The organism is Bacteroidales bacterium, from assembly GCA_026418905.1.
Lineage (GTDB): Bacteria > Bacteroidota > Bacteroidia > Bacteroidales > DTU049 > JAOAAK01.
In genome coordinates, this window is the sequence record JAOAAK010000036.1 from 40,198 (window position 1) to 67,196 (window position 26,999).

Sequence of the window (26,999 nt, forward strand, 5' to 3'; positions counted from 1 at the left end):
ACGAATCTGCATATTAATTTTAAGCAATTTTTCAAATGCCTTTTCGATGTTAAAAAATTTAGAAAGTAGGATTTTTCTTATTCAAAACATGGTTCAATTCGAAGAACTGGCGCTTATTCTTTTTCATATTCACTATCAATATAACCCTGTTTACAGAACTTTTTGTGACAACATTGGTATTGATCCGTCGCATGTTGGAAATTCATTTCAAATCCCTTGTCTTCCTGTATCGTTATTCAAATATCATAAAATATTACCGTCCTTCTGCAAGGAAAAATTAATTTTCGAAACAAGCGGCACAACTTCTCAACAAAAAGGTTCTCATTTCATTGCAAAGCCTTCTCTATACGAGCAATCCATTCTAAGGTGTTTTGAATTTTTTTACGGCCATCCATCACGATATCATTTTTTAGCATTAATTCCTAATTACTTAGAAAGACCAAACTCGTCGTTGGTGTATATGATAAAAACTCTAATAAATATTTCACAATCTTCTGAAAGTGGTTTTTACTTGGATAATTTTTCTGCGCTTTATAAAAAAATGAAAAAACTTGAAAACGATTCAAAAAGAACCACCTTTTTAATAGGAACCACTTTTGCTTTAATTGATTTTCTAACGATTTATCCAAACAATTACCATGCTGCTATTATCATGGAGACAGGTGGGATGAAAGGCAGAAGAGAAGAATGGCCTCGTTTTTATTTACACGAATTTATCAAACAAAAGTCCCAAGTAAACGACGTTCACAGTGAGTACGGAATGACTGAGCTACTATCTCAGGCTTATTCTCTACGAAATGGGCTATTTCAAACACCACCCTGGATGAAAATTTTTTTGCGAGATCCTCATGAACCACGTTTTTTTGGCCCGTCCCTTAAACAAGGGGTCATCCATATCATCGATTTAGCCAATATGTATTCATGTCCATTCATAGCCACCGAAGATGTGGGTAGATGGCATAGTGAAGGACTTGAAATTATTGGAAGAATGGATTTCAGCGATCTACGTGGATGTTCTATTATGACAATTTAAAAAAAATTGCAATCTTTGCATGTTATATTAAAACAAAATGAGTATTTTGGTCAACAAAGAAACACGTGTTATCGTTCAGGGCATTAGTGGCAAAGAAGGTACATTCCATACATCTCAAATGTTGGCCTACGGAACGAAAATTGTCGGAGGAGTTACGCCAGGCAAAGGTGGAACCAAACATTTAGATTTGCCTGTATTTAATACCGTCGAAGAAGCCGTAAAATCAACTCACGCTGATAGCTCAGTCATTTTCGTACCTGCCCAATTTGCTGTAGATGCTATTATTGAAGCTGCTGATGCTGGGATACGACTCATTGTCTGTATCACTGAAGGTATTCCTATTCAAGACATGGTAAAAGTAAAACATCATCTGAGAAACAAGAATGCCCGTCTCATAGGACCCAATTGTCCCGGTATTATCACACCAGGCGAGGCCAAATTGGGCATCATGCCAGGATTTATTCATCGCAAAGGCCATGTGGGTATAGTTTCACGGAGTGGTACCTTATCTTACGAAGCTGTGAATCAGATTAGTGAAGCTGGTTTGGGCCAATCTACCATGGTAGGCATTGGTGGAGATCCTATTGTGGGAACAACAATGAAAGAAGTAGTAGAAATGTTTATGAACGATCCCGAAACAGAAATTATTGTCCTTATTGGTGAAATCGGTGGTACTGCCGAAATCGAAGTAGCAGACTTTTACCAATTACATCCCCACAAACCTATCGTAGCCTTCATTGCCGGAGCTACTGCTCCTCGAGGAAGAACCATGGGACACGCTGGCGCTATCATTAGTGGTAAATGGGATACTGCTCAAGCTAAAAAACAATACCTTTCCGAAAAAGGTATTCATGTGGTAGACCACCCCGCTTATATTGGAAAGACTGTCAAGCAAATCATAAATAGCATCTGACTTCTGCCCTGCATTTTTAAGGCAATACCAGCATTTTCTTTAATTCGTCCATTCCATCTTTATCTCGAAGTATGATAAAGATTGAGCCTTTGTAGGGAATCTCAACAAAAAACACATTGTGGTTCTGGGAAAAGTAAATATCTTTTTCAAAAAGCAATCTTCCAGCTACATCCACTATTTTAAGCGTATAATTCTTTTCATTTTTTCCGACAAATTCGAGGTATAATTGTCCACCTTTTGTTGAAATATGGACAGAAGTTTCAATACTTGGGCTATACCATTTAGAATCTAACAAATGTCGTTTGCCATCATAATCTTCCTGATAAAGCACGAACAAAGTAGGAATGGATGGTTCTTCATCAAGAAGAGAATATGATGTTATTTCATTGGTCGTTCCTGAACCAGGATGATACAAAGTCTTAATGTATTTCCCTCCTTGCCAGGTTTCAATTTCATAATGATCACACTGCATTTCGGAAGCTGTCGCCCAGCTAATTTCAATTAACGAAGGTCGAGCCCATTTAACATCGAACGATATCAGTTCTACAGGAAGGTTGCCCAACGAACTTTTAGCAATAGCAAAATCACTAAAAGCATTCAAATTTCTTCTCTTTGCTGTAACATAAACCCCCGGGACCATAGATTGATCACTGTTAAGATGGGTACCTTGACTTACCCAGTTAGAGGCTGCATTAGGACGTTTGATGACAGCATGTGATGCTGCTGTAGCACCCTCGTTGGTATGTCCTCTTGAAGTAAGAGTAATATCGTAATTGTATGTTCCACCATTAGGCTCAAAAGTCCAGAAACCATAATTTAATAGTTCATTCAATTGAGTTCCATTAACATAAATGTTTTGAGGTGTAATATTAATAGGTGTAGAATGAGGAGAAGTAAAAAAACCATCAATATAGCTCAATCCCGAAGATGAATTAAGGTTAATGTTAGCAAATTCATAGTTGGAAGAAGTTCCAAGTGGGAAATCATAACTGCCTGTAGAAGCCACATATCGTCTTAACCGGCCATTGATATAACTCTGGGTGCTATGATCGACAATTGAAGAGGGAGATGTGTTGTAAATCACAAGAATATTGCTTCCTGTTGATAGAATACCTTTCTTAAGGGAAAGAGAGTTATTTATAGTAATTTGATTAGACAAAGTAAGAGAAGAAGTAGCTGTGTTTTTTTCCAATACGACTTTAAAAAACTGTAAATTACTACCCGATAAGACTGAATTACTTCCTTTAAAATATATAGTTCCATTAGTAAACGACACATTTCCATTGTTGACAAAATTGCCATACACATCCAAGCGACTTGACGCGTTGTTCATAGTTAGTGTTCTGCCATTTTCTATCGAGAGATTTTTAGAATAAGCAGCTGAGTAAGCTACAGGACTTGTTGGAGGAGCTCCAATGATGGGTTCGTTCGTTACACCACTTGAAGGAATAGTTACATCTGTCATAGAATCAGGAACTTGAAGATTTTGCCAGTTTTCGCAATTAAACCAGTTGTTATCCTTGCCCCCTACCCATAAGCCTGGACTATATCCACCTGGAAGAATACTGTAAGTTTGACCGTAATGAATTCGATTGGCAAAATAAGTTGCACAACTTCCTCTGTTGGTCCAATTACTGGGATTGTTTATTCGATCAATCCATTCTCTTTTTGTAGCAGCTGTCGTTGGGCCGGTATATTCGAGGAAATCGGTGGCCACTCCAGGCATCATGCTGAAACATTCCATACCGGGAAATAAACCTGAATGTTGAGTACTACTGGCAAAATTTTGCCACACATTATTAGTGTTAAAAGCAAATAAAAGAGTACCTGGTGTATACGTAGCATCATGACTCCCATTATTAGTACCCCTGTTCCATGTTCCACCTTGGAAGAAGTATATTTGATCACCGCTAGAATTTAAATTAACTGTCGTACCAGGCCAATTTAAATTGGCAACACTCCAGTTGTTATCAGGGTATAAACCTTGAAAAGTAAGAGTGGTAATACCAAAACGAAAAGTAACAACTGTACCAGCTGGAATCGTACTAGTTGTTCTTGTAATTTCGTAAACTCCCTCGGAATTTCCCCATTTTAATGCATTAACTCTTTGATATCCATTATCTGTGATAATAAATTTGTCTCCTGGATCAATATTCTTAAAAGTTATAAAACTTATTTCATCCTCTCCATTGGCTCCACCCACACAATTCGTATTAGAACAGACTGAAATAATTGCAAAATCACCACTTTCAAATATACCTTTAGATTTTAAAAAAGGATTGAACTCTTCTGAACGACCTAGTGAGCTGGTATCAAAACTTTGAGAAGCAGGAACAAAACGAGCGTCTATAATGCTAAATTGATTAACATTAACTAACCCTGAATCTATAGTGGTCTGAGAAATGATATAGCCCTCATAAAGCAAAAATATTATAAAAATTAACCGCATACCTCAATAATTTTTAAGTCAAAAACTACATGCAAATGTAACTATTTATTATCAAAAAAACATGTTCTCGTTAGTTATTTTTGTGTTAATTTATTTTTATCATTTTCTTCCCTCTCATTTTCAACTGAAAAATTCCTTTTGGTCAATACTTTCCAGTAAAAAAACACGCAAGCTCCAATCACCAATAACCAGATCAAAAGCATCAAAACCAATGCTGATGTATTCATGATATCCACCTATTTTCTTTTTTACGTTTCTTAAATGCTCGATATACTAAGTAACCTATTGCGACAAAGGTCACAAGAAGAATAATACGACTAGCATTAATAAGCCATATACGTCGTTTGATATCTGCAATCATATTAGCATCTGATGCTTGCTGCAATTCGTGGTGTAATTCTAAATTCATCATTTTTCCCACCAAACTGTCAAAAGCAAATGGCCAACCTTCTCCACTGAACAATTGCTGAAAAGCCAATACCCAATTGTTATCCATCGGTTTGAAAATAGCCCCAATAAGAATTATGATCAATATGATAGGCGTTACAAAACCAATAATGTATTTGTAAATGCCAGGAATTTTAATTTCTGCACCTCTAATAATCTCTTCCCATCCTCTTTTGTAGCCAAAAAACCATGCAAACAATACAGCTTCAAACGCAGCAAAAATAAAAAGTGTAAACGAACCAGTCCAGTAATCGTATTCATCAAACACTCCCTCATTAAAAAACAAAACAGTTGGCATACCTAGAACAAGAATGATTCCTCCAAAAAGATATGCTGAGGATCTGGTAGATAAGCCAAATTCGTCTTTCATAAATGCTTGTACCGGCACACCCATCGCTAATGATGAGGTGATACCAGCAAAAAACAACAAAGTAAACCAAACAATGCTAACAATCGTACCCATTACATCCCCCCATTGATAAAAAAGAAATGGCAAAGTTTTAAAACCAAGTCCTAAACCTCCTAATTGCGTTATTTCAAAAACCTTATCTAATCCTAAAAAACCAATAGAAATAGGTATAACAATAGCTCCACCTAAAACAACTTCCACAAATTCGTTTGTCCAGCCAGCAGTCATGGCATTCAAGGCTATGTCATCATTTTTTCTTAGATATGATGCATATGCCTGAATGGAACCCATACCCAACGATAAGGTAAAAAAGATTTGACTTGCTGCAGCAAACCATACTTTTGGATTCCATATGGAATCAAAATGAGGAGTCCAAAGAAAATTAAGCCCTGCTATGCCATTTTCTACTGCCCCATCCACTCCAGCCTGAATAGTAATAGCTTTAAATGCTAAAAAAAAGCCAAATAAAATCAGCATAGGCATGGCAAACATTGCTACTTTCTCAACTCCTCCACACAACCCGCGACTTAATATGTAAACGTTCAAAAACAAGCAAAAAACAAAGAAAAACAAAGATTCAAAAGGGAAAAAAGTAAACTTATCGAGCGAGACGTAATGATTGAAAACTTCCACAACACCATGTTGATCTAAACCCTTGAAAGTACCTATGAGACTGTGAAAAATATATGCCAGCGTCCACGACTCCATGTAAGTATAATAAGCCCCTATACCAATGTTGCTAAAAATGCCAAAAATTCCGACATATTTCCAGAACGAAAGCCTGTTCATGCTCTGGAACATAAAAGGGGTGCTATGAAACCCATACTGTCCCCCATATCTTCCGATAGACCATTCAATGAGTAAAAGTGGTATGCCAAGCAATAGAAAACTCACCAGGTAAGGGATAATAAACGCTCCACCTCCATTCTGAATAGCTTGAACAGGAAATCGCAAAAAATTGCCAAATCCTACCGCATTACCGGCCATGGCAAGAATAAGACCTATACGTGTTCCCCACCCTTCAGTTGTTTTTTTCATGGTGTATCATTTTGATGGTTTGCTGAAATTTCGTTCTACTCTTTTGTTTAATAAACTCCAATATTCCTTGACTTTCCAGCAAATGAATTGGCTTATAATTCCAATCTTTCGTAAAGTTAACAATGATACTATTTCTTTCAGGTGTTAAAAATTCAAGCTCTTTGATTAATTTATCTTCCTCATTTGGAAATAGCACACATAAAATTGGCATGAGTGCATTGACATAGTAACGCAAAATAGTTTGTTTACAAGCAACAATATGTTGGGTCTTGAAAAAATTCCATCTTTCATTCATCATACTTATCAATGAACTTATTTTTTTCAAGTGAAAAAGTTCTTCAAAAAAGCAAATTTTTCTTTCCCAGGACCCGTTCGGTAATGTTTTTTTATGAAGAGGATATGGTGCGCATGAAATCAAACTACGTATAAAAAAAGCCAAACTTGCTTTGTGAAATATTTCTCGTGCTTGAGACCATGAAATTTGATATCCTACCCACTCAAATAAATCCGCATATGTAGGTTTTCCGATACCTATTAAAATATGATGCCAAATCGCATCATAAATCTTATAGTTATGATTTTTACATAAATTCCTGAAAAAATTCTTTCTTTGCTCGAGGCGACTAAAAAAAAAGCTTCGAATGATGTCAGAGATATAAGATGAATCGTGCTCACAGCAAACAAGCCTGTAAGTGTCTAGATGTTGTAATTCTACCACTGGAACAATTCGTCCATGACTAGTATAACAAATTTTGTCATTTTCGTCTACAAGCTGAAATAGCACCTGATCATAAGCTTTTTGCATGTGATGGCCATGAACATACCAATCGGAAGATTTTCTATGAATTTCAATATTTCCCACTAACCAAGCATCATTCGTACGGGCCACACATCCTATAATGTCAGGTCCATCAAAACGGTTTTCCATTCCATGAAAATATATTGTTAAATTCTCACCAGTACTTAAAGTAAGAAAAAAAGGTATTGGGGTAGAAAACCATTTTGACAGAATCTCTTTTTCTTTGCTTAACATTATTAAAACCACACGATAAACTTAAAAATATTTTCAAAAATAGTACATTTGCAAAAATAAAGCATGTCAAAATTAATAGCGATTCTTTGTGTTTTTAACACTTTTTTTCTTTTTTCTCAACAAAACACTTCTATTAATACCATTTACTTAGATGTCGATACGCCTGCCTTATACGTAGAGGGAACTACTGCCCTCCAACGACATATTATTTCCTGCAGTCAAGAATTAAAAAATTTCTTCAAACCTGGTACATTTCTTCTTATTTCTTTTATAGTTGAACAAGATGGAACCATTACACAAGTATCTGCCGTCAACACTCAATTACCCGAAGAAGCTCAAGTTATTATTAACAAAATGTTTTCTTCCATGGGTCCATGGAAACCTGCTGTCGTCAATGGCAAAAAAGTACGCTCTAAAAATTTTATCACGCTTGAATTATAGTTATCATCCAAACAAATTTTTCCTACGCATAATCTCAGTTTTAAAAGTAATTCTATATCATACAAATTTCATATTTCATCATTAAGATTTAAAAATTAATTTACATTTGCTGAAGAAAAAAATTTCGTATGTCGGAAAAAATCGGATACGTTGCTCAAGTAATTGGCCCCGTTGTAGATGTGGTATTTGAGAAGGAGGAGGATCTGCCCAAAATTTACGATGCTTTAGAAATAAAAAAGGAAGACGGTCGAGTTCTTGTACTTGAGACCCAACAAGACATTGGTGAAAATACTGTGAGAACTATTGCCATGGACTCTACGGATGGACTATACCGAGGAATGCCTGTGATTAATACAGGAAAACCTATCTCTATGCCCATTGGTGAAGAAATTAACGGCAGACTTTTTAACGTAGTTGGAGAGCCCATTGATGGTTTGCCCGCCGTAAAAAAAGAAAGAAGTTATGAAATTCACCGAGAGCCTCCAAAATTTGAACAGCTCTCAACTAAAACTGAAGTTCTATATACGGGTATCAAGGTTATTGATCTCATCGAACCTTATGCCAAAGGTGGAAAAATTGGACTATTCGGTGGTGCAGGTGTTGGAAAAACGGTTATCATTCAAGAACTGATCAACAACATTGCAAAGAAATACAATGGCTTTTCTGTATTTGCCGGCGTGGGTGAGCGAACTCGTGAAGGCAATGATTTACTTCGCGAAATGATCGAAGCTGGACTTGTCAATTATGGAAAAGAATTCCTGGAAAGTATGCATAAAGGTGGTTGGGATCTATCCAAAGTTGACTTAGAAAACCTCAAAAAAAGTCTTCTTACGATGGTTTTTGGACAAATGAACGAACCACCAGGAGCACGTGCAAGAGTTGGTCTCAGTGGTTTGACGATTGCTGAATATTACCGAGATGGAGACGAAAAATCGGGCGGACGAGATATTCTGTTTTTCATCGATAACATATTCCGTTTCACGCAAGCTGGTTCTGAAGTATCAGCTCTTCTGGGGCGTATGCCCTCTGCTGTAGGTTACCAACCAACCCTGGCAACAGAAATGGGTATTTTACAGGAACGTATCACTTCTACTAAGCGAGGTTCGATTACTTCCGTACAAGCTATTTACGTACCAGCAGATGATCTTACCGATCCTGCCCCTGCCACTACATTTGCTCATCTCGACGCCACAACTGTTCTCAGTCGTAAAATAGCTGAACTTGGTATCTATCCTGCTGTTGACCCTCTCGATTCCACCTCTCGCATTCTTTCGCCCGATATCGTCGGGCAAGAACATTACGAGACCGCTCAACGAGTTAAAAAAATACTTCAGCGCTACAAAGAACTTCAGGACATCATCGCTATCCTTGGCATGGAAGAACTCTCTGAAGAAGACAAATTGGTTGTTCATCGCGCACGCAGGGTTCAACGATTTCTTTCTCAACCTTTTCACGTAGCAACTCAATTTACAGGTGTACCAGGTGAATTTGTCAACATTGAAGACACTATTAAAGGTTTTAAGATGATTCTTGACGGCGAAGTTGATGAATACCCCGAGGCCGCTTTCCATCTTGTTGGCACCATCGAACAAGCTATCGAAAAAGGTAAAAAATTACTTGCCCAAGCTAAAGCATAATCACATGATGTTGTACATTAAAATCATACATCCAGAAGGCAAGTTGTTTGAAGGGGAGATAAGCATGGCTCAATTTCCTGGAAGTATGGGATCATTTCAAGTGCTTCCTAACCATGCTCCTCTGGTTTCTTCTCTCGAAGCTGGTAATATTCGTGTTCGAACCTCCCAAAACGAAGAAAAACTTTTCTCTATCAAAGGAGGTTTTGTTGAGGTTTTCAAAAACACCATTATAGCTCTCGTCACTGTTTGATTTTCTTCAGTTCTAGTTTTAAACACTCAAGTAAAGTTCTAACATTTTTAAATACATGGTGTTTTTTGGCATGTAATTGGGCTAGATATATTTGCTCGCTTTGCCCACTGGTAGGAAAAAGCCATCCCTTTTTGTTCAACTTCTCAAGATCCATCAACACACTATACCCTGTATGAGATATTAGATATCGCGCATTCATGATGAGTTCATCTACAGCAGGATTTGTTAATGTATATGTTTTAATATGAGGTGGCAGCTGAATCGTGCCTTCTGTCCCAACAATATGTAAAGGAAAATCAATGTCTTTCCAAAAACTAACAATTTGGTTCAACATCCACTCCCTATGAAGAGAAGGCCCTGATAAAACCCATACTGCATATTCTTCCTCGACGTTTGACCTTCTATTTTCGAAGCGCGAAAGTGGGCCAATGTACCAGTGATTTAATCTTCTAAGCACAGGTGTATGACTGAGTTTTCCAGCTAGACCAGGGTATTCATGAACATCGGGAATCCACAGTTGAAAAAAATGCTTATATTTATTAAGCATTATACGCATAAGCAAGGGCTTGAAAGGAAACGCCCACCAAGGGAAAGCAGGTCTAACCTGATGAGTAATCAAAATCGATGGGATAGTTTCGTCAAACCAACCATAACGATTGTCAGAAATAATCAGATCGGGTTCGTGTTTTAAAACAAGCTCCTTTACTTTTTTTCTTTCATGGAAGTACATTTTTTGTAACCAAAAGACTACGAAAAACAGATGAAATAAGGAAAAATTCTTTCGATAAAGAAAAGGTGTTTCTTCTTCTACTTCTGAGATGATTTCAGGTACGTATTGTTTAACATAGTCTAGAAGTTCTTGAGTAGTAAACACAATTACTTTGTTGTGTCGTACGTATTGCCTTAAAAGCGGTATCATGCGTGCAACATGTCCTAGTCCCCACGGCAAAGGAGACACGAGAATAGTCTTGTTATAAATTGGTATCATACGCGCACTTGCAGTTGAAATATAAAAGTACGTGGTGGCTGGACATCACCAGGACGTATCATGTATTCTTTATTTAAAGCATTACGCACGTTAAAGATAAAATTGACTTCCTTGGATACTTCATACTTCAAACGTAGATCTACCACCACAAAACCATTATGCTTTTCTCTGTATTCTTTCAATCCAGGAAGAATCATGGCCGGTTCCATAGAGGGAGGAATAAGAATAGGTGCACCATTTGGATAACGAATAGTATCTTCAAAAACTTTATCTATATTAAAAATTTTACTTTGATATTCAACATTGACACCTATAAAAAGTTTTTTAAATCCAATTTCTACATCACCCTTGAAATTATGAAAAAACCTGTATTTAAGAATTTTTGTTTCCAATGAACTTTTCATTGTATCTTGTTGTTTACTCAGATCAATAGGATATGTATATGTGTAACCTATAAACCATTGAAGCGGCAATTTCCATAAGGAAGTATTACCAGCAATGTTAATTTCTGTTCCAGTGATCTGAGCTTTTTCAACATTAAATGCTTTAAATCCTAACCAATTTTGAAAGTAGTTGGGATCGGTTGGAGGAAAGGCCACCAACACAACACTGTCAGGGTTAAAATAACCGAACTGGAACTCAATCATATCTCTATACCTCATAAAAAAACCTGAAATATCCACATAGCCATGCCATTTTTTCCATTGATACCCATGCCTAAACCCTACTTCAGCACTGTAACCTGATTCGGATTTCAGGGATGGATTCGGAAAAATACGAATGGTGCCAGTAGAAGTGGCTGTGTATCTCTCGGCAATAGTAGGATAACGGTAGCCCTGACCAAACGAAGCTCGTAGAAAGGTTTGTTCTAGGAGCATATATGTTAATCCCATTCTAAAAACAGGTTTAAAAGTAGCTGGATCCTTGTCTATTTGATGACCTTCCAGACGTCCCCCTAACGTTAGGTTAAACTTTCCAGTTTTTTTATCTGCCTGTGTATATAATGCTAGGCTACGTCCGTAATGAAGCCTTTTACCAAAAATATCAGCTTCGCTTTCATTGTATGTACCAACTAGACCACTACTCCAAACTAAACCTTTATCATTCTGAAATTTTTGGAATAAATATTCACCGTACCAAAGATCATCGTAGTTATTTTGGTTGGTATTGTTTTCATTATTGACTTCATACCATAAAAGTTTAAGCAGGTGGCGAGTTCGTTTATTTACCCAGTATTCTGCCGAACCAGCTATGTCGAAAAGACGATTATTGATTTCCTGTTGAAAAGTTTCATTTTTTCTATACACACCGGAATCTGCGTCACGCCAAAGCAAGAATTTATTACCTTGTCGATAAAGATAACTCATACGCAAGGAAACCACTAGACCTTCTACTTTAGGAAACTTATATCGAAAAGTAGATTGCACAATACCCCGTTGTTCGTTGTCGCTTTCCCTGTAACCATCGTCGGAGAAAAATTGACCTGTCAATGTATAGCCAAAATTTTTGATGGTTTGACCATGAAAAATCCGAAAACTGGAAAAAGTGGGATTAAAACTCTTCCACCATTTAATTTCTTCGCGAAGTGGATTACCATACACACCAAGTTGAGTTGTAAACTGGGTGTAAGGCTTCAATGGTGGTGACATGGTCCGATAATGAATAATACCATTCAGTGCCGATGATCCATATAAAGTTGAGCTAGGACCTTTAAAAATTTCTATTTGTTTGATGTTTTCCATAGGTAAAAATTCCCATCTAATCTCACCCGTTGCGCCCGTGAGGAGAGGCATATCGTCTACCAAGAAAAGAACTCGACTCCCAGCACCATACGAGTAACCACTACCTCCTCGAATGGTTGCTTGATCATCAAATATGACTATCCCAGAAACCTTTTGTAATGCGTTCTCTAGGGAACTTATAGCATTAGCTTCCAAAAAAGAAGGTTTAATCAAATCCATAGATACAGAAACATCGGAAAGCTTTTGATCAAATTTTCCTGCCGAAACCACAACTTCGTTTAAAAGAGTAGACATAACCTCCAGATCAACATCTAGTCTCAGGACTTCTGCTGGTTTTAAACTTATCTGTCTTTTTACTTCGTAGTACCCCATAAGCTTAAAAACAACAACATAAGATCCAGGTGGTAAAGTAAGCTTAAAACCGCCCATTGAGTCTGAAACAATTCCCAGCTTAAGCTCAGAGACATAAATCTGAACACCCCACAACGGATTGCCTGTTCCTTTCTCTTTAACAAATCCTTCAATCACTGCTTGCTGTGAAAACATAAAATAAGGAAGAAACAATAACAATACCTGAAGGATTCTCATGAATTGTCTATTTTTGCAAATGTAAGCACAAAAAATGGATGAAAAATTCTTACTCATTGCACTTAAATACATACCTCAAATCGGCGATATTCTGGCGCGTAAAATTCTTCATCAGCTTTCCTTGACCGACATTTTTTTTTCTTCTGAATCATGGCTCATTAAATCAGGCAAGCTACCTCCTCGCCTAGCTAAAAATATTGTCAGATTCAAAGAAGAAGCATTAAAACGAACAGAACATGAAATTAAAATCCTCCAACAACAAAATATTGGCTTTTTATCCATCCTAGATGATTTTTACCCTTCCCGTCTCCGCAACTGTGAAGATGCCCCTCTTTACCTTTTCTATAAAGGCAATCTCGATGTTTTACAAATGAAATATCAGCTTTCAGTTGTTGGTACGCGTAATATTACCAGTTATGGTAAAAAATTAACAGAGCAACTGATTCAATCACTATCTGCACTTCCTATATGTATTATCAGTGGATTGGCAGCTGGTGTTGACACCATTGCTCATGAAGAAGCTTTACGGAACAATTTGCCTACCGTTGCCGTGCTTGGACATGGTTTCTCCTATATTTATCCTGCCGAAAATAAAAGTCTTGCCCTTCGAATTGTGGAACGTGGTCTTCTTCTTACAGAGTATCTCTCAGACGTAAAACCTGAAAAAATAAACTTTCCTCAAAGAAATCGAATTATTGCTGGATTGAGTGATGCTGTCGTTGTCGTAGAATCTGGAAAAAAGGGTGGAGCTCTCATTACTGCTGATCTTGCTTTCAACTATGACAGAGACGTTTTTGCCTTTCCTGGCAATGTATCGCATGAAAAAAGCCAAGGTTGCCATTGGCTCATCAAAACTCAACGAGCTAGTCTTATAGAATGTGGCGAGGATTTGATCAAAGCCATGAAATGGGATGGAAAAGTTAATTCATTTCCATCGTTTCAATCCATTCTCCCCTTGGCTAGTCTTACAGAACAAGCTCGTCAGGTATTGCAATTTATCGAGCAAAATCAACCTTGTACATTGGATGATTTATATAAAAAATTTTCTATCCTTCCTTCTGAATTATCTTCTATTTTGCTTGAACTGGAATTGGAAGGTTTGATTCGTTCTTTGCCTGGTAAACATTACGTCGTTAGCTAATCTTATTAAAATAACCTAAATTTGAATCATGGAAAAAATACTTGTTTGGTTCTTTTCTTTTATTTTCTCTTATGTTTCTTTTTCCCAGGGTATTATTCGTGGCATGTGGAGAGACCATTTTCCTTACTTTAATCTAAAACACATAGAAGTCTCCCCATTTGGTGTTTGGGCAGCTAGTGATCATGCATTGTTTTTGCTTGACAAAAAAACCGAAGAAATACAACGCTTTTCAAGGATTAATGGTCTTCATGAGGCTCTCGTAACAGCAATAGCTTGGGATTCGTTGTATCAACTTCTTGTTATAGGTTACCAAAACGGTAATATCGATTTCCTCTATCCTGATGGCAAAATTTATAACATACCCGACATTAAAATCAGTCATGCCATCGGAAGCAAAAAAATAAATCGCATTTTACCTAGGGGTTCACTTGCTTATCTCTCGACAGATTTTGGTATTGTCGTATTAAACTTAGCAAAAAAAGAAATCAAAGAAACATATATACTCTCAAATGATGGCAGTAACAATCCGGTTTATGATATTCATATTACAAGTGATAGTATTTTTGCCGTTACACAAAAAGGAGTCTTCGCTGCAAGTCTTCAATCTCCCAATCTTTCTTACTTCAACTATTGGAGAACTGTTCTCTCTCAACCCCCATCAAATGAAAAATACTCTTTCATTGAGCCCTCACGTGACTATCTCTTAATAGTTTTAAGCAAAAAAGATACCCAACCTGATGTAATCTTAAAATATAGAAATGGAGTACTTGATACATTTTACATTCAAAGTGTAGGATTAAAAAAAATAACAAATATAAGATTATCGAGGGGGAAACTCATTTTTTGTCATCCTAACAACATTACCGTTTACGATGACCAACTTCAATACATTGATCAGATTTATGTTTACAATACAACTCAAGGGTTTGCCTCCTACCCTACACCACGCGATGCTCAATATGCTTCCGATGGCTTTATGTACATAGCAGATGAAACTCAAGGACTTGTCAAAAACTGGCAAATATGGACCAATTACTTTTTCAAACCCGAAAGCCCATATTTGGCTACTTGCTTTTCCCTAAACATGTGTGGAACCACCTTAACTGTTACTGGTGGCGGATTTGACGAATCATTTAACAATTTCTATTCTCAGCCTTTTATTGCATCGTTCGCTGAAGAAAAATGGTTTAACTTACATCCATCTATAGATACTAATTTAATTGGTTTTTTTGATCCTACCACTGTTTATGCAGATCCCAAAGATCCTAAACATCTCTGGATTGGTTTTTACAATCAAGGTTTAATGGAGTATCGTGCAGGTGAGATCGTGAAAGTATGGAATTCGTACAATTCAACATTACCTGGAGCTGAAGGCACAGATTTAGTTAGAATTACTGGCATCACTGTTGATCAAAATAACAATCTCTGGATCGTACATCCATGGAGCAACAAAATGCTTAGTGTTCTAACTTCCAAAAACGAATTAATTACATTCAATTTACCGCCAAGCTTTAAAGCTAATGGAGCTAAAAAAATTGCTATCGATGCTTACAATAACAAATGGATACCTCTTCCCAGAAATGAAGGTATTATTGTTTTCAATGAAAACGGAACTCTCAACAACTTCTCCGACGATAAATTTATCAAATTGAATACTTCGCCTAATACTGGTAATTTACCCAGTCTCAGTGTTAATGCTATAGTCGCCGATAAAGAAAATCAGATCTGGATTGGTACAGACAAAGGCATAGCTATTATTGATAATCCAGCGAATATTTTTTCTGATCAAAGTATCAATGCCCGGCAGATCTTAGTCGAAGTTGGAGGTTACGTTCAACCCCTGCTTGGTTCCGAAAATGTAACTTGCATAGCAGTGGATGGGGGTAATAGAAAATGGGTGGGGACTGAAAAAGCTGGCGTCTTTTTACTCTCCCCCGACGGCACCATAGAAATAGCCCATTATACCACAGATAATTCTCCTCTTCCTTCCAACACCATTATGGACATCGTTATTCAACCGCTATCAGGAGAAGTTTTTATAGCAACTTCTGCTGGTTTAGTCTCTTATGGTGGCGAAGCTTCCGAACCATTCAACACTTATGATTCAATCATGATTTATCCCAATCCGGTCCCATCCGATTTTCAAGGTCTTTTGACCATATCCAATCTTGTTTCCGAGTCTACAGTCACCATTACAGATGTTTATGGAAACCTGATCTATCAAACTACCTCACAAGGAGGTATGGCTGTATGGAACTGCAAAGACATTAAAGGCAACCGCCCCGCTACAGGCATATACTTGATACTCATAGCCAACTCCGATGGAACTTTACGAAAAACTGCAAAATTTCTTTTTTATCATTAATTATGATCGAACAGACTGAATTTATTCCACTGCGAGTTGTCAAATACAAAGAAAGATCTCTTGTACTAACGGGCATTACACCTCAAGGAAGGAAAGATTTTTTTCTTAACTCCTACATTAAAAACAAAAAAAATAAATACCCGTTTTTAGCTTACCCCCTTCCTATTTTAGAAATCACTTATTTTCGTCGCTCCCATTTCAATCTTCCTATTGTCAGCGATATGCAATTAGTTAAATACTCTCCCCATGTTCTTTTTTCTCCTCCGACTCAAATACTTTTAACTTTTCTAGCAGAAATATATTATGCTTTTCTTCGACACGTAGACTCAGCAATCTATGCTTTTATTCGATCAAAATTATTTGAGATTTTCAATTTTCAGCATCTCAACCCAACATGGGTTTTCGTGCATCTTGTCAACTTGTTAGAACAACTAGGTTTTGGTTTACAAAAATGGATGAATTGGGATAAAGATCTAGAGTTATCGAATACTTTCGCCGACACTCCTATTGGAAAAATTCATGTTCGTTTTCTAAGATTACTCTACCATTTAACCCAATCAGATCATCATTTGAACATTCCTCCTGCCGATCAAATGCCTTTGCTAGAAACGATAATCAAAATTTTCCATTCGCATTTTTCTTCAACAAGAGAAATTCAGTCAATGCGACAGATGGAACTTTTCTTTTCATTTTTCGAAAATAAGACGCCCTCCTGAATGAGTGACTATCCGAGCTCTTTTTTCTCGCCGAATATCAACCCCTTTCTCTATCACTAACCTGCTATCATTTTTCAGAATAATTTTCGAGCCTTTTTCCATCAGTATTTTTGTTCCTGATGAAAAAATCAACGTCGTTGGAGGATTCCAATATTTCTTCGAAAACATAGTATCAGTTGTCGGCGTCATAGAACGATCTATAACAAGTCTAACTTTTTTTCGTATAATCAAATCATAAGGAGAAGCCACATGTTGTTTTGGCAAAATGATATGTGGAGCTGCCCAGCGCGTCGAATAATTTACTTCCGGAACATGCGAAACAATTCGTAATCGTAAACTCCCAGGATAATTTGGATCCCCATCGTATATATAAATTCTTATCCCATGAAGATAAATTATTCGATTATCCGGCTTTTTCCCACCATTCAAAGAACGATCATCATTGAGATAGGTCAACATATTGACCAAAGCTGGATTGGTTGAGATTGAAATGACATCGCCTGGGACAAAAGCCATAGAAGTTTCTCCTAAATAAGGCAAGTTGTTACGATATTGTCCATCGAGTTTCTCAATTCCAAGGGTCCTTTTTTCTTTTTCTTGCAACTTTCCATCTTTGTTTTCATCAAATCCAACAAGTTCATGCACAGAATAGCCCGTAAAAGGATTAGAATTTTTTGAACTACGCACGAAAGGATAATATTTGACATTATTGATACACCAGTTGTTCTGAACTAGCGTATCTTCAAAGATCAAATCATAAAAACCACTCGCCGGAACGACTCGAATAAAATCAGCAAAGTCGCGGAATGCACCTGGAGCCAATGTATCTTCATGAGCAACTTGTATGTACGCATAAATACCAGGACGTGCTTTGTCAATACAATAGGCATCTTCATACTGAAATCGATCAAAACGACTTCCGTTAAAAGTTGTTGTCTGATGATTTTCTAACCAAAGCCATTGTGGATATTCATCAGACGACAAATAAGGTAAACGTACTCGTATGACGTCTCCGGTGGTAATAAAATCTCTTAAAATCAAAGTGGTGTCAAGATAGAATTGCTCCAGAGCCGTAAAATCCGTACATATTTCCTCTCCTTTTTCATTTAAACACGAAATATAAAATTTCTTATATGGTGATTTCCAGCCGAGTTTATAGCGATCCCAACCATTAACGGTCATAAGAATGCGGTTGGCGGCACCCATCATTCCCCAACCAGCTTGAAAAGAGAGAAAATATTGAGGTCCACTAGCTGCATGATTTCCACCGCAACAATGCATGTTGTTTCCTCCTAAAAGCAAATGGTTAAATTCATGTAAAAGTATTCCCAGTGGCATGGAACCATGAGTGCAAAATACGCTGTATGAATCCGCTTCTAAATTCCCACCTCGAAGCCCAAAAGTAGAAGCATAACCAGCACCATGAGCAGGATATGTTGAATTTCTGACTATGATCATCAAATGATCTAAACGCAATTTGTCTGACGATTGCCTACGTCGTTTAATCTCTCCACCACGCTCAATGAACCATAAATCAAAACTATCCTCACTTAGCAAATGCTTGGTTCGGAAAGAACGTTTTCCGATATATTCCAATATTTTTATTGGATCAATAGAACCATCCGATGGTAACAATATGGGAATTCCGGGCTTTCCTTCCTCCTCCCATACATCACCTAATACCTCAAATTCTCCAAAAGAAGCTTCATGAAAATACGATGTAACCCATCCCTGAGGCTTTTGCATAGGAAAAGGATCAAACAATTCATTTGACCAAATAGGAAGTTTCCCAGGTTGCCAAGATTCTGAAAATTCTATACTGTTTGGCTCTTTTCCTGAAGGATACTTTAGTTCGACAAAAACCACCAACACTCTTAATCTACCATGTACTGGTAAGTAATATCCACTCCTTGATCCGTAGCTTTGAGCATACATCGCTTCGTAAAGTACCAACAGTATAACCAAGCTTCTAAAATATCTCATCTCTTTTGTTAAATCAATGATTCAGCATCATATGTATTTTCTGGACGCAGCTTACAACTTTAGGGAAAATTTTTTCTGGAACTTCCTGAACATGTGAGAATATCGTAGAATCTTTAATTTTCCTGATCAACATTTTTCCTTCTTCCTCTTCTAGATAGCATAGCAGTAAATTATATGGTTTAACTTCTGGAATTAGATACACTTCATCTGTTCGAACACCTATAAGCCAAGCCATTTCAGTCAGATTTGAATAAACAGGATAAAGATAACTCCTTGAAGTTCGAACATCAAAATGTTCGTAATCTCTCATATGTCGGAACGGGTTCTCTAGCATTTGATTGAGCAACGACACAACTTTATACTCTCGATAAGGTGAATTTAAAACCCATATTTTAAAATTATCTTCAAAATCATTCTCCTTTGAGTATAAATAATACTTCTTCACCTCTTACTTATTTAGATAAAGCAAATTTAAATCATTAGCATGAAAACCTAAATCTCCGTTTTGAAATATTTTCACTCCATTAACGATATACAAAGACTCGCAGCAAAAACTTACGTAACTTGTTGAACAAATAAATTACGTGTTCATGTAACTTATTTGAAATTTAATCTATGTTTCCAACATAAGAAATTCCTTTCCCTGCTTACACATGACTAATACGATTAAGTTTTAAGATATAGAAAAACTACTGTTTGATAAGCAATGTTTCCATGGTTTGTTGTGAAGTCGTAATTCTCAATAAGTAAGGCCCAGGTGCAAGGCTTTCCCCGAGCGACAAAACCTTTGTTCCACCTGCAGGTAATATAGTTTTTTCCCACACAACAATTTTTCCATTTACTTCTCTCATCATGACCTCGGCTTCCATGGGTACTTTTAAACGAGAATGAATAATCAACTCATCAGAAATCGGATTGGTTACTGTGATGGATTCTGTTATGTAAATGTTATCTTTCTTACAATTTAAGCAGGTATCTCGAAGCGGAAATACTTGCCCATTGATAGTCGTGTAACTTAGCACAACACAAACTTCGTCTTTAAATGTTCCAGGAACTTTGATATGATACATTCCACTCGTTTCTGGGTAAACTTTAAACTTCTGAAGAAGACTTCCATTCATCTTCCTAAACTCTACAACATAAGACTCAAGAGAAGTTTCTTCCTCATCTGAAAACCATTTTAACTCGATAAAACCCTCGTCCTCGCAACTAACATCAAAAAATCTCAAGTGTGTAGGAAGCACCGTGTTTTGCAGTGAAAACCTCGCTAAAGGTCTACATAAATCTGAAGTTTCTACGGCCCCTTGATAATTATCGCATAGATTGGAGATATGATCAGAGGATTTTCCTTGATAACATCTGTAACCGCTTGGATAGGTTAGAACCTTGCCTCCAAAAGCAGTAGACGAGTTTGATATACAGAACTGTACAAGTATATTACTTGATCCATTCCAATAAAAAGGTTGATCAAATTTGAATTTTCTCCAACCTGGATCAAGACTATCCCTCGACAATGTTGAACGTGAATAAACCGTTACAAATGGTCCTCCAATGATAGTATCAGGTGCAAAAGCCGATAAAGTTATGTGACGCATTTTAATATTAAAATTTTGCAAATGGGTACCTGGCTTTTGAGTTACGTACACCGACATCGATGTAATGTTTTGTGGAGTTGTTATGCCAAGGGCATATAGATCACTTGCCCTGAAAAGAAGCTGATTTTTTCTGTTTTTTATGGCTGTACTGATAAGCTCTTCAGCAGGTGTAGGGCCAACGCAAGTAGTTTTAATTGGAGATCCTAATTCAACAGCACTTAATGTTGTAATTTGCACCGGTGTTGAATAAGCACTCAACCCTGAATTAATACACGTAACTAAACATCTAAAATAAGTATTTTGAAGAATATAAGTTTCATAAGTTGGTGCTGTTGCTCCAGGAATGTTGGTCCAGTTCAGATTGTCAGGTGATGATTGCCACTGAAAGGTCAAGCCTGTTTGAGTCAAAGCATTTTGAAGCGACAAAGTAAAATATTCTCCAATATGCACGACTGTAGCTGTAGACATGGTTTGTCCCGGGTTGGGTGTACCTGAACATGGATTATCAAGCACGTAAATGGTGTAATCTTCTGCTTCACCTTGAAACGAAAAGCCTCCTGGATCAAATGTACAAGGATCGGTTAAATAAGAAGCCCATTTGGCAGCAATCCTCATAAATGTTTTTCCTAATGCAGCCCCAGGAGGGACTGTTATATTGAAAGGACACAAACTACTGAGACCGTTTGCCTGATTAGCAACCGTACCCAATTGATACATTTCTCCAGGATCAAATATCAAATTTTGATTCCAGTCAATCCATGCCGTTACGTAGTAGGTATAATTACCATTGGTATTTACATAAACAGACAAAGCATATGAGCTACCCCGATAAACATTAGTAGATATATGAGTAAAATTAGTATATGCTGGATTACCTGTAGAGGAATTGTTGATTGTGTTGAAAACTACACGTGTAATCCCATCAACTTGGTTATTGTCTCTAGCAGAAATCTTACAGTAACAGCCGATTTGGTTTTCTGGTGTAATAAATATAGGGTTTGAATAATCATAGCCAAACCCCGGGCATGTTACTTTACATCTGAAATAAGCTGATTGAGCTAAAGAATAATTTAGAGTCATTCCATTAGCTCCTACAATGTCGTCCCAGTTTATTGCATCATTGGATATTTGCCATTGATACGTAAGATTTCCATACGGAATTTGATCTGGCAAGGAAAGTGTAAATGTCTGATTTATGCAGGGTATAGCAGGATTAGCAACTGTGTTTCCAGGGGATGGTATACCGTTGCAATTAGGATAATAGTATTCAAACTGAACTTGGTATCGTCTGGCAGCAGGATAGTAAGTACTCCAAGTTCCAGGAATCGACGACGTACTGTTGTCTCCCATGGACTGATTGGCTGTCACTGCATCATATTTCCAATTAATGGCTCCGGTGGTTCGACATGAACTATTGTTAGCTTCCCACTCAACGTAACATTCGATGCTTCCTCCTGTATACGTAAACGAATTTTGCAAAGTCCAAAGCCAAAAGCCTGCGGTACTGGGCATGTTACTGTTGTTTATATTGGTGTTTTCGTAGACTAGCGTAGCACCACTTATCATCGCGTTCCAAGAAGTTCCACTTGAAAGACTTGTTGCAGTACTATTTTTCAAATAAACTCTTAATGTCCAACTACTCGTCGTATTAGGCCTGTTCCCATCAGCTTTGTTAAAACCCCACTTGGTTATTATAGCTCCGTTATAAACACCTTGAGAAGCTAGTTCTGATGCAAGAATCAAATGAACAGTTTTAGAATAAATATAGCTACTCGTACTGCCAGAACTATATATCGGTTTTGAAGCATCTGTGTTTGCACTTGTGCTACTACCCGACCCAATAGTAACCAGTGTTTGGCTGTACGAAATAGAAGTCAAAAAAATTATTGCATATAAAAAAAAGAATAAAATATTTTTCATCCTCAGTAAATTTAATGCTAAGATAGTAGTGATAGGGTCTCATCAACAAGTTGCGTTTGTCATGATAAAACTTTCATGAACATGAACAAAAAAAACACACATTTTTCAACACATATGATTTTAGAAAATTGTATATTTACTTCCTGAATGCTATGCAAGACCTTTTTAATCTCCTGATTTTAATAGCTGTCATTCATGCCTATGTTTTCACATGGCTTTTGCTTTATCGTCCGTCGAAAAGTTCTCGCATTTTGGGTATTTACATGTTGTTTGTATTTATCGAATATCTTCTGAATGCTAACATGTACCTTTGGAACAATTCTATACTTTATGCCTGTTTCTTTTTTATCAATACTCTTGTTATGCTATCTCAACCTCCTCTGATTTTTTTGTATGTCAAACATCTTACAACGGAAAATTTCAAATTCCGATTCATTCACATCTTCCATTTCTTACCGGCTTTTCTACTAACTTCTATCATGTTCGTACAATTTTTAACCATCCCATCCGATGTGATCCATCAGATATTGTTTCAATTTAGCAAAACAGAACCTTATTATTCCAATCTTAAAAACTGGATTAATATTGGAGATTTGGTTTTTTTTCTCCAAGTCTTTAGTTATTACCCTATAATCTTATGGCAACTTGCTAAACATGATAAGCAAATCGCATACGTATTCTCATATCGACAAAATATTACATTGCAATGGATGTGGGTTTTTATTGGTTTTGTTCTTGCGTATAATTTCTACCAATTTTTCGTTTATATTTTTAATAAACCTATTCTTGGATTTGCTTTTTATTTAATAGCCATCAATTTTCATGTTTTTTTCGTGGGAATTATGGGATTGAAACAAAAAGAAATTTACCCTGTCTTGCAAGACGCTGAAAAAAATACTCATGAGGAAAGTACTGTCATAAATTCTGAAACAACAGAAGCTAAATTGCATATCACGCCGGAGCAACAGCAAATCATTGCTGAGAAGCTCATACAGCTTATGGAAGAAAAAAAACTTTTTCTCAATCCAGATCTTAGTTTATACGACCTTTCCAAACAGTTGAATCTACCTCGCACTCATGTTTCGTTTGTCATTAATACTGTATTTCAAAAAAATTTTTATCATTTTGTCAATCATTACCGCGTGGAAGAGGCAAAAAAAATCCTTATCGATCCTGCGTTTAATCATTACTCAATCGAAGGAGTTGCTACTACCGTAGGATTCAAAGCCAGAAATGTCTTTTATATGGCATTCAAAAAAGAAGTTGGCATGACCCCCGGTGAATACCGTTCACGTTTCGGAAAAAAATCTTAACGCAATAGCGTAAGATGACCATGTAAAATTTTCTCTTCATCGTTGAGGAAAACTATGCGAACATAATAGTTAAAAATACCAGGATCAAGGGGTTTACCTTTGTAATTACCATCCCAACCTTCCTGAGGATCAGTGGTATGGAAAACTTTAATTCCCCAACGATCATAAACAAACACCTCTATGGATTTTATAGAAGAACCATAAACTCGCCAAATATCATTGTTGCCATCACCATCTGGGGAAAAAATATTGGGTACAAACGCATGAGGAGGAAAACAAGACTGGTTGGATGCCAGAATGGTTGCTTGACCAGAAACCTGACACTGATTTTTATCGGTTACCTGTACGGTGTATATTCCGGGAGGTAGCTGAGACAGCTGCATCTGATTACTACCATTTTGCCAGTTGACCACATACGGAGGATAACCACTCTGTATGGTAAGAGTAATAGAACCATCCTGAGCTCCTTGACACGTTTCACCTTGAACTTGAAAAGACAACTGCGGTATGGGCACAACTGTTAATAAAGTTGAATCCTTGATGGCACAGTTTCCAGCAGGTGTGTAATAAACGTAATGATTACCTATTCCTGCAGAAGACGGATCGAATAATCCACTTGAATTAATTCCCACACCTGACCAGGATCCGCCTGCTGGAGTAGCTGTTAACTGAACAGCTGGAGCATTGAAACATATAGTATCCACCGTCGAAGTAATTTGACCTTGAATATTGGACATAAACTGAACATTAACCTGATCAGACCCCTGACAGCTATTTTGATCGGTCACAGTCACACCATATGTACCGCTTTGAGTGACCGTAATGGTTTGAGTATTAGCACCAGTTGACCAATCGTAGGTCGTATAACCACTTCCAGCATTTAAAACGACCTGTGATCCCTGGCAAACCTGCTGATCTGGCCCAAGATCAGGAGTGGGATTCGGATTCACTGTAATATATTGGGTTTTGATGATAGTGTCGCTACCTGCTGCATTGGTTGCTATGAGTTGAACAGAATAAGTTCCTGGATTAGGATAACAAATATTGGTTGGATTCTGATCGGTTGAAGAGGAAGGATTTGCACCAGTAAACGTCCATTCCCAGCTATCAGGTTGATTAGTGGTCAAATCTGTAAAATTTATGCATTGACCAGCACATATAGACGTCTGAGAAGCTTGAAAATCAGCCACAGGAGGAATTACACTTAAAGTTACGGTAAGTGTCAAATCCAATATAACTGGTGAATTGTTTGTTCTTTTAACCTTTGCAATAACATAGACACTATCGGCAGTGCTATTATTCAGAGAAATGTGCGTACTACTTCCGCTTGCAATAATAGCATGGCTCTGAGCATTTCTAATTTCAAATTCGACAGAACATCCTGCACATGAGCTTAGATCGTAATGGGTGATTAATTCATTCCAATTCGCAGCATTTGCAAAACTTGAGAGAGCAACAGTTGGAAACTGTATGGAGTTCTCAAAATCAGTAAACTTAGTTTCCAAAAAAGCTGCATAACCGGAATTTGATCGTCTTGTAGCAAAGTATCTCCAGTAGGGTCCATCGCTGGTGTTGTGATCTACAATTATTCCAATAGCATTACCACTGACAAAACCTGGTCTGTTTACTATTTCCTGAAGAACTGGAGCAATATCTGGAGCTGTTTGAATTTGCAAGCCTGTTGACCACTGTTGTGTAGCCCCCTGGGGAACATTCCATGCCACAGATGCTGCTCCTCTCACCCTATAACGAGGCTGCCCTGTTTGTGGATCATTGGAATTTGACCACGGCTGACAATTATCTTGAGCTACACCTTTAATAGCAAGAATCAATTCATTGGTGGTATTGGGTGTTGCTCCGCATCCACTACCATTATGAGCAAAAGGATAGAATTTTGCACTGGTAATAGTTGAACCAGCTGCTAGCTTACTATTCTGAAAACGAAAACCGTGATAGTCCTGTAAGCTTGTAAAAATATTAGGTTTATAATAACCTACCGTAATACAATCATAAGAACCACCGGAATAATAACTTGTACCTTCTGTTAAAGCTTGATCAGATGCAGTGGTAAGAAAAGAAAAAGTTTTTGCTTCAGCTAGATAAAAATAATCATCTACCATATTCCCAGAAGTTCCATTATCGTGAACATTCATGTGATTTCCGTATAAAGCTACCATTTTCCTACCCAATGCAAACTGAGGCCAAGAAGTTAGGTGCCACCCATGCAAAGTATCTCCGTACGTATATGCCCATAGTTCACTTGACCATGCTGACCAAGTAGAACCTCCATTGGCTGAAACTCGGCCTCTAACAAAATAAGTTGCTTCTGTTGCAGGTAGAGGTGGGTTCAAATTATTGCAGGTAAGATCGTATTTGGTACCAGCGATGTAATTTCCCGAAAAAGTTTGCGTATAAGAGGTACCCGTAAAATCTGGCTTTGTGTTTAGCTCTATTTGTATGCGATCAAAAGTTGGAGCATATGAACTCTTTACAGTAAAGGTGGGGGTGGTACTAGCTGATCGATAATGATTAAATGCCGTCTGAGTAGAAGGATTGGCAGATGTCGACTGAAAAAAAGATGGATAGGGATTAAGAACAAACACGGTATAGTCTTCAGCTTGCCCATCTCCAGTCGTATTACAAGGAACTGCTTGAGCATTGTATTTCTTCATGACACGCATTCTCTTGGGACCAGTACTGCAACTTGATGGAACGGTGATGTTTCCTAGCACAGGACAAGAATTACAATTCAAAATTCGCCCAAGACTATATCTTTCACCTGGATCATTCAAAACACCATTGTTGTTCCAATCAAAATACACCGTAATACTGTCGGTGAAATTTCCATTGGTATTTCCAAAAACCATGATTTCGTAGGATTGACCTGCAACAACATAGGTATTCACATTCGTGAAATCTTCGTATGCACTTCCCCCTACCGAACAAGAACTGTTCTGATCAATGGTATGAAAAACAACCCTACATATAGGTTCAACCA

At 37.3% G+C, this 26,999-nt stretch carries 18 protein-coding genes; 9 read left to right on the forward strand and 9 right to left on the reverse strand.

Annotated elements, in window-relative coordinates; translation table 11 throughout:
* Positions 1–46: 46 nt before the first annotated feature.
* Both N2Z72_07340 and sucD read left to right on the forward strand, forming a co-directional pair.
* Positions 47–1,033 carry an acyltransferase gene (locus N2Z72_07340; protein MCX7697489.1) on the forward strand — a complete coding sequence of 329 codons (987 nt, stop codon included), beginning with the start codon at positions 47–49 and terminating at the stop codon, positions 1,031–1,033.
* Positions 1,034–1,070: 37 nt separating this feature from the next.
* Positions 1,071–1,946 (forward strand): succinate--CoA ligase subunit alpha, encoded by an 876-nt coding sequence (sucD, locus tag N2Z72_07345; GenBank protein ID MCX7697490.1) that lies wholly within the window; start codon positions 1,071–1,073, stop codon positions 1,944–1,946.
* 16 nt (positions 1,947–1,962) lie between these two features.
* Here the strand turns inward: sucD and N2Z72_07350 are convergent, their stop codons facing one another.
* The 3 genes from N2Z72_07350 to N2Z72_07360 form a co-directional block, all read right to left on the reverse strand.
* The gene (locus tag N2Z72_07350; GenBank protein ID MCX7697491.1) at positions 1,963–4,395 is read right to left on the reverse strand and encodes a hypothetical protein; all 2,433 of its coding nucleotides are present in this window, start codon (positions 4,393–4,395) and stop codon (positions 1,963–1,965) included.
* Positions 4,396–4,618: 223 nt separating this feature from the next.
* Positions 4,619–6,289, reverse strand: coding sequence for a sodium-dependent transporter (locus tag N2Z72_07355; GenBank protein MCX7697492.1), 1,671 nt, complete (start codon positions 6,287–6,289; stop codon positions 4,619–4,621).
* Complete coding sequence (locus tag N2Z72_07360; protein ID MCX7697493.1) at positions 6,273–7,322, reverse strand: DUF2851 family protein; 1,050 nt, start codon at positions 7,320–7,322, stop codon at positions 6,273–6,275. The genes N2Z72_07355 and N2Z72_07360 overlap by 17 nt, the downstream gene beginning before the upstream one ends.
* Positions 7,323–7,385: 63 nt before the next feature.
* On the opposite strand from N2Z72_07360, the gene N2Z72_07365 reads away from it, so the two are divergent.
* From N2Z72_07365 to atpC, 3 genes are all read left to right on the forward strand, one after another.
* A complete protein-coding gene (locus N2Z72_07365; GenBank protein MCX7697494.1) occupies positions 7,386–7,763 on the forward strand; it encodes a hypothetical protein in 378 nt (125 codons plus the stop codon).
* A gap of 128 nt (positions 7,764–7,891) precedes the next feature.
* Complete coding sequence (gene atpD / locus N2Z72_07370; GenBank protein ID MCX7697495.1) at positions 7,892–9,400, forward strand: F0F1 ATP synthase subunit beta; 1,509 nt, start codon at positions 7,892–7,894, stop codon at positions 9,398–9,400.
* Positions 9,401–9,404: 4 nt separating this feature from the next.
* Positions 9,405–9,650 (forward strand): ATP synthase F1 subunit epsilon, encoded by a 246-nt coding sequence (atpC, locus tag N2Z72_07375; GenBank protein ID MCX7697496.1) that lies wholly within the window; start codon positions 9,405–9,407, stop codon positions 9,648–9,650.
* Here the strand turns inward: atpC and N2Z72_07380 are convergent.
* The gene (locus N2Z72_07380; protein ID MCX7697497.1) at positions 9,640–10,638 is read right to left on the reverse strand and encodes a hypothetical protein; all 999 of its coding nucleotides are present in this window, start codon (positions 10,636–10,638) and stop codon (positions 9,640–9,642) included. The genes atpC and N2Z72_07380 overlap by 11 nt on opposite strands.
* The gene (locus tag N2Z72_07385; protein MCX7697498.1) at positions 10,635–12,968 is read right to left on the reverse strand and encodes a TonB-dependent receptor; all 2,334 of its coding nucleotides are present in this window, start codon (positions 12,966–12,968) and stop codon (positions 10,635–10,637) included. Before N2Z72_07385 ends, N2Z72_07380 begins: the two co-directional genes overlap by 4 nt.
* A gap of 34 nt (positions 12,969–13,002) precedes the next feature.
* Between N2Z72_07385 and dprA the strand changes: the two genes are divergently transcribed.
* From dprA to N2Z72_07400, 3 genes are read left to right on the forward strand one after another with little or no spacing between them, the layout of a single operon-like run.
* Positions 13,003–14,109: a DNA-processing protein DprA gene (gene dprA, locus N2Z72_07390; protein ID MCX7697499.1), complete on the forward strand. Its 1,107-nt coding sequence runs from the start codon at positions 13,003–13,005 to the stop codon at positions 14,107–14,109.
* A gap of 28 nt (positions 14,110–14,137) precedes the next feature.
* The gene (locus N2Z72_07395) at positions 14,138–16,474 is read left to right on the forward strand and encodes a T9SS type A sorting domain-containing protein (GenBank protein MCX7697500.1); all 2,337 of its coding nucleotides are present in this window, start codon (positions 14,138–14,140) and stop codon (positions 16,472–16,474) included.
* A gap of 2 nt (positions 16,475–16,476) precedes the next feature.
* Complete coding sequence (locus N2Z72_07400; GenBank protein ID MCX7697501.1) at positions 16,477–17,190, forward strand: recombination protein O N-terminal domain-containing protein; 714 nt, start codon at positions 16,477–16,479, stop codon at positions 17,188–17,190.
* Here the strand turns inward: N2Z72_07400 and N2Z72_07405 are convergent.
* From N2Z72_07405 to N2Z72_07415, 3 genes are all read right to left on the reverse strand, one after another.
* Positions 17,161–19,173 carry a hypothetical protein gene (locus tag N2Z72_07405; GenBank protein ID MCX7697502.1) on the reverse strand — a complete coding sequence of 671 codons (2,013 nt, stop codon included), beginning with the start codon at positions 19,171–19,173 and terminating at the stop codon, positions 17,161–17,163. The genes N2Z72_07400 and N2Z72_07405 overlap by 30 nt on opposite strands.
* Before the next feature lie 13 nt (positions 19,174–19,186).
* Complete coding sequence (locus N2Z72_07410; protein MCX7697503.1) at positions 19,187–19,618, reverse strand: hypothetical protein; 432 nt, start codon at positions 19,616–19,618, stop codon at positions 19,187–19,189.
* Between the two features lie 244 nt (positions 19,619–19,862).
* Positions 19,863–22,688, reverse strand: a complete 2,826-nt coding sequence (locus tag N2Z72_07415) for a GEVED domain-containing protein (GenBank protein ID MCX7697504.1) — start codon at positions 22,686–22,688, stop codon at positions 19,863–19,865.
* A gap of 128 nt (positions 22,689–22,816) precedes the next feature.
* Here N2Z72_07415 and N2Z72_07420 point away from each other — a divergent pair, with 128 nt between their 5' ends.
* The gene (locus N2Z72_07420) at positions 22,817–24,001 is read left to right on the forward strand and encodes an AraC family transcriptional regulator (protein MCX7697505.1); all 1,185 of its coding nucleotides are present in this window, start codon (positions 22,817–22,819) and stop codon (positions 23,999–24,001) included.
* Here the strand turns inward: N2Z72_07420 and N2Z72_07425 are convergent.
* Positions 23,998–26,999: gliding motility-associated C-terminal domain-containing protein (locus tag N2Z72_07425; protein MCX7697506.1), on the reverse strand; the 3,002-nt coding region annotated here is incomplete at its 5' end. The two genes, N2Z72_07420 and N2Z72_07425, sit on opposite strands and share 4 nt — an antisense overlap.

Coding starts and splice junctions, on each gene's coding strand:
- N2Z72_07340 (MCX7697489.1), top strand. CDS start 47: ATGTTAAAAAATTTAGAAAGTAGGATTTTTCTTATTCAAAACATGGTT.
- sucD (MCX7697490.1), top strand. CDS start 1,071: ATGAGTATTTTGGTCAACAAAGAAACACGTGTTATCGTTCAGGGCATT.
- N2Z72_07350 (MCX7697491.1), bottom strand. CDS start 4,395: ATGCGGTTAATTTTTATAATATTTTTGCTTTATGAGGGCTATATCATT.
- N2Z72_07355 (MCX7697492.1), bottom strand. CDS start 6,289: ATGAAAAAAACAACTGAAGGGTGGGGAACACGTATAGGTCTTATTCTT.
- N2Z72_07360 (MCX7697493.1), bottom strand. CDS start 7,322: ATGTTAAGCAAAGAAAAAGAGATTCTGTCAAAATGGTTTTCTACCCCA.
- N2Z72_07365 (MCX7697494.1), top strand. CDS start 7,386: ATGTCAAAATTAATAGCGATTCTTTGTGTTTTTAACACTTTTTTTCTT.
- atpD (MCX7697495.1), top strand. CDS start 7,892: ATGTCGGAAAAAATCGGATACGTTGCTCAAGTAATTGGCCCCGTTGTA.
- atpC (MCX7697496.1), top strand. CDS start 9,405: ATGATGTTGTACATTAAAATCATACATCCAGAAGGCAAGTTGTTTGAA.
- N2Z72_07380 (MCX7697497.1), bottom strand. CDS start 10,638: ATGATACCAATTTATAACAAGACTATTCTCGTGTCTCCTTTGCCGTGG.
- N2Z72_07385 (MCX7697498.1), bottom strand. CDS start 12,968: ATGAGAATCCTTCAGGTATTGTTATTGTTTCTTCCTTATTTTATGTTT.
- dprA (MCX7697499.1), top strand. CDS start 13,003: ATGGATGAAAAATTCTTACTCATTGCACTTAAATACATACCTCAAATC.
- N2Z72_07395 (MCX7697500.1), top strand. CDS start 14,138: ATGGAAAAAATACTTGTTTGGTTCTTTTCTTTTATTTTCTCTTATGTT.
- N2Z72_07400 (MCX7697501.1), top strand. CDS start 16,477: ATGATCGAACAGACTGAATTTATTCCACTGCGAGTTGTCAAATACAAA.
- N2Z72_07405 (MCX7697502.1), bottom strand. CDS start 19,173: ATGAGATATTTTAGAAGCTTGGTTATACTGTTGGTACTTTACGAAGCG.
- N2Z72_07415 (MCX7697504.1), bottom strand. CDS start 22,688: ATGAAAAATATTTTATTCTTTTTTTTATATGCAATAATTTTTTTGACT.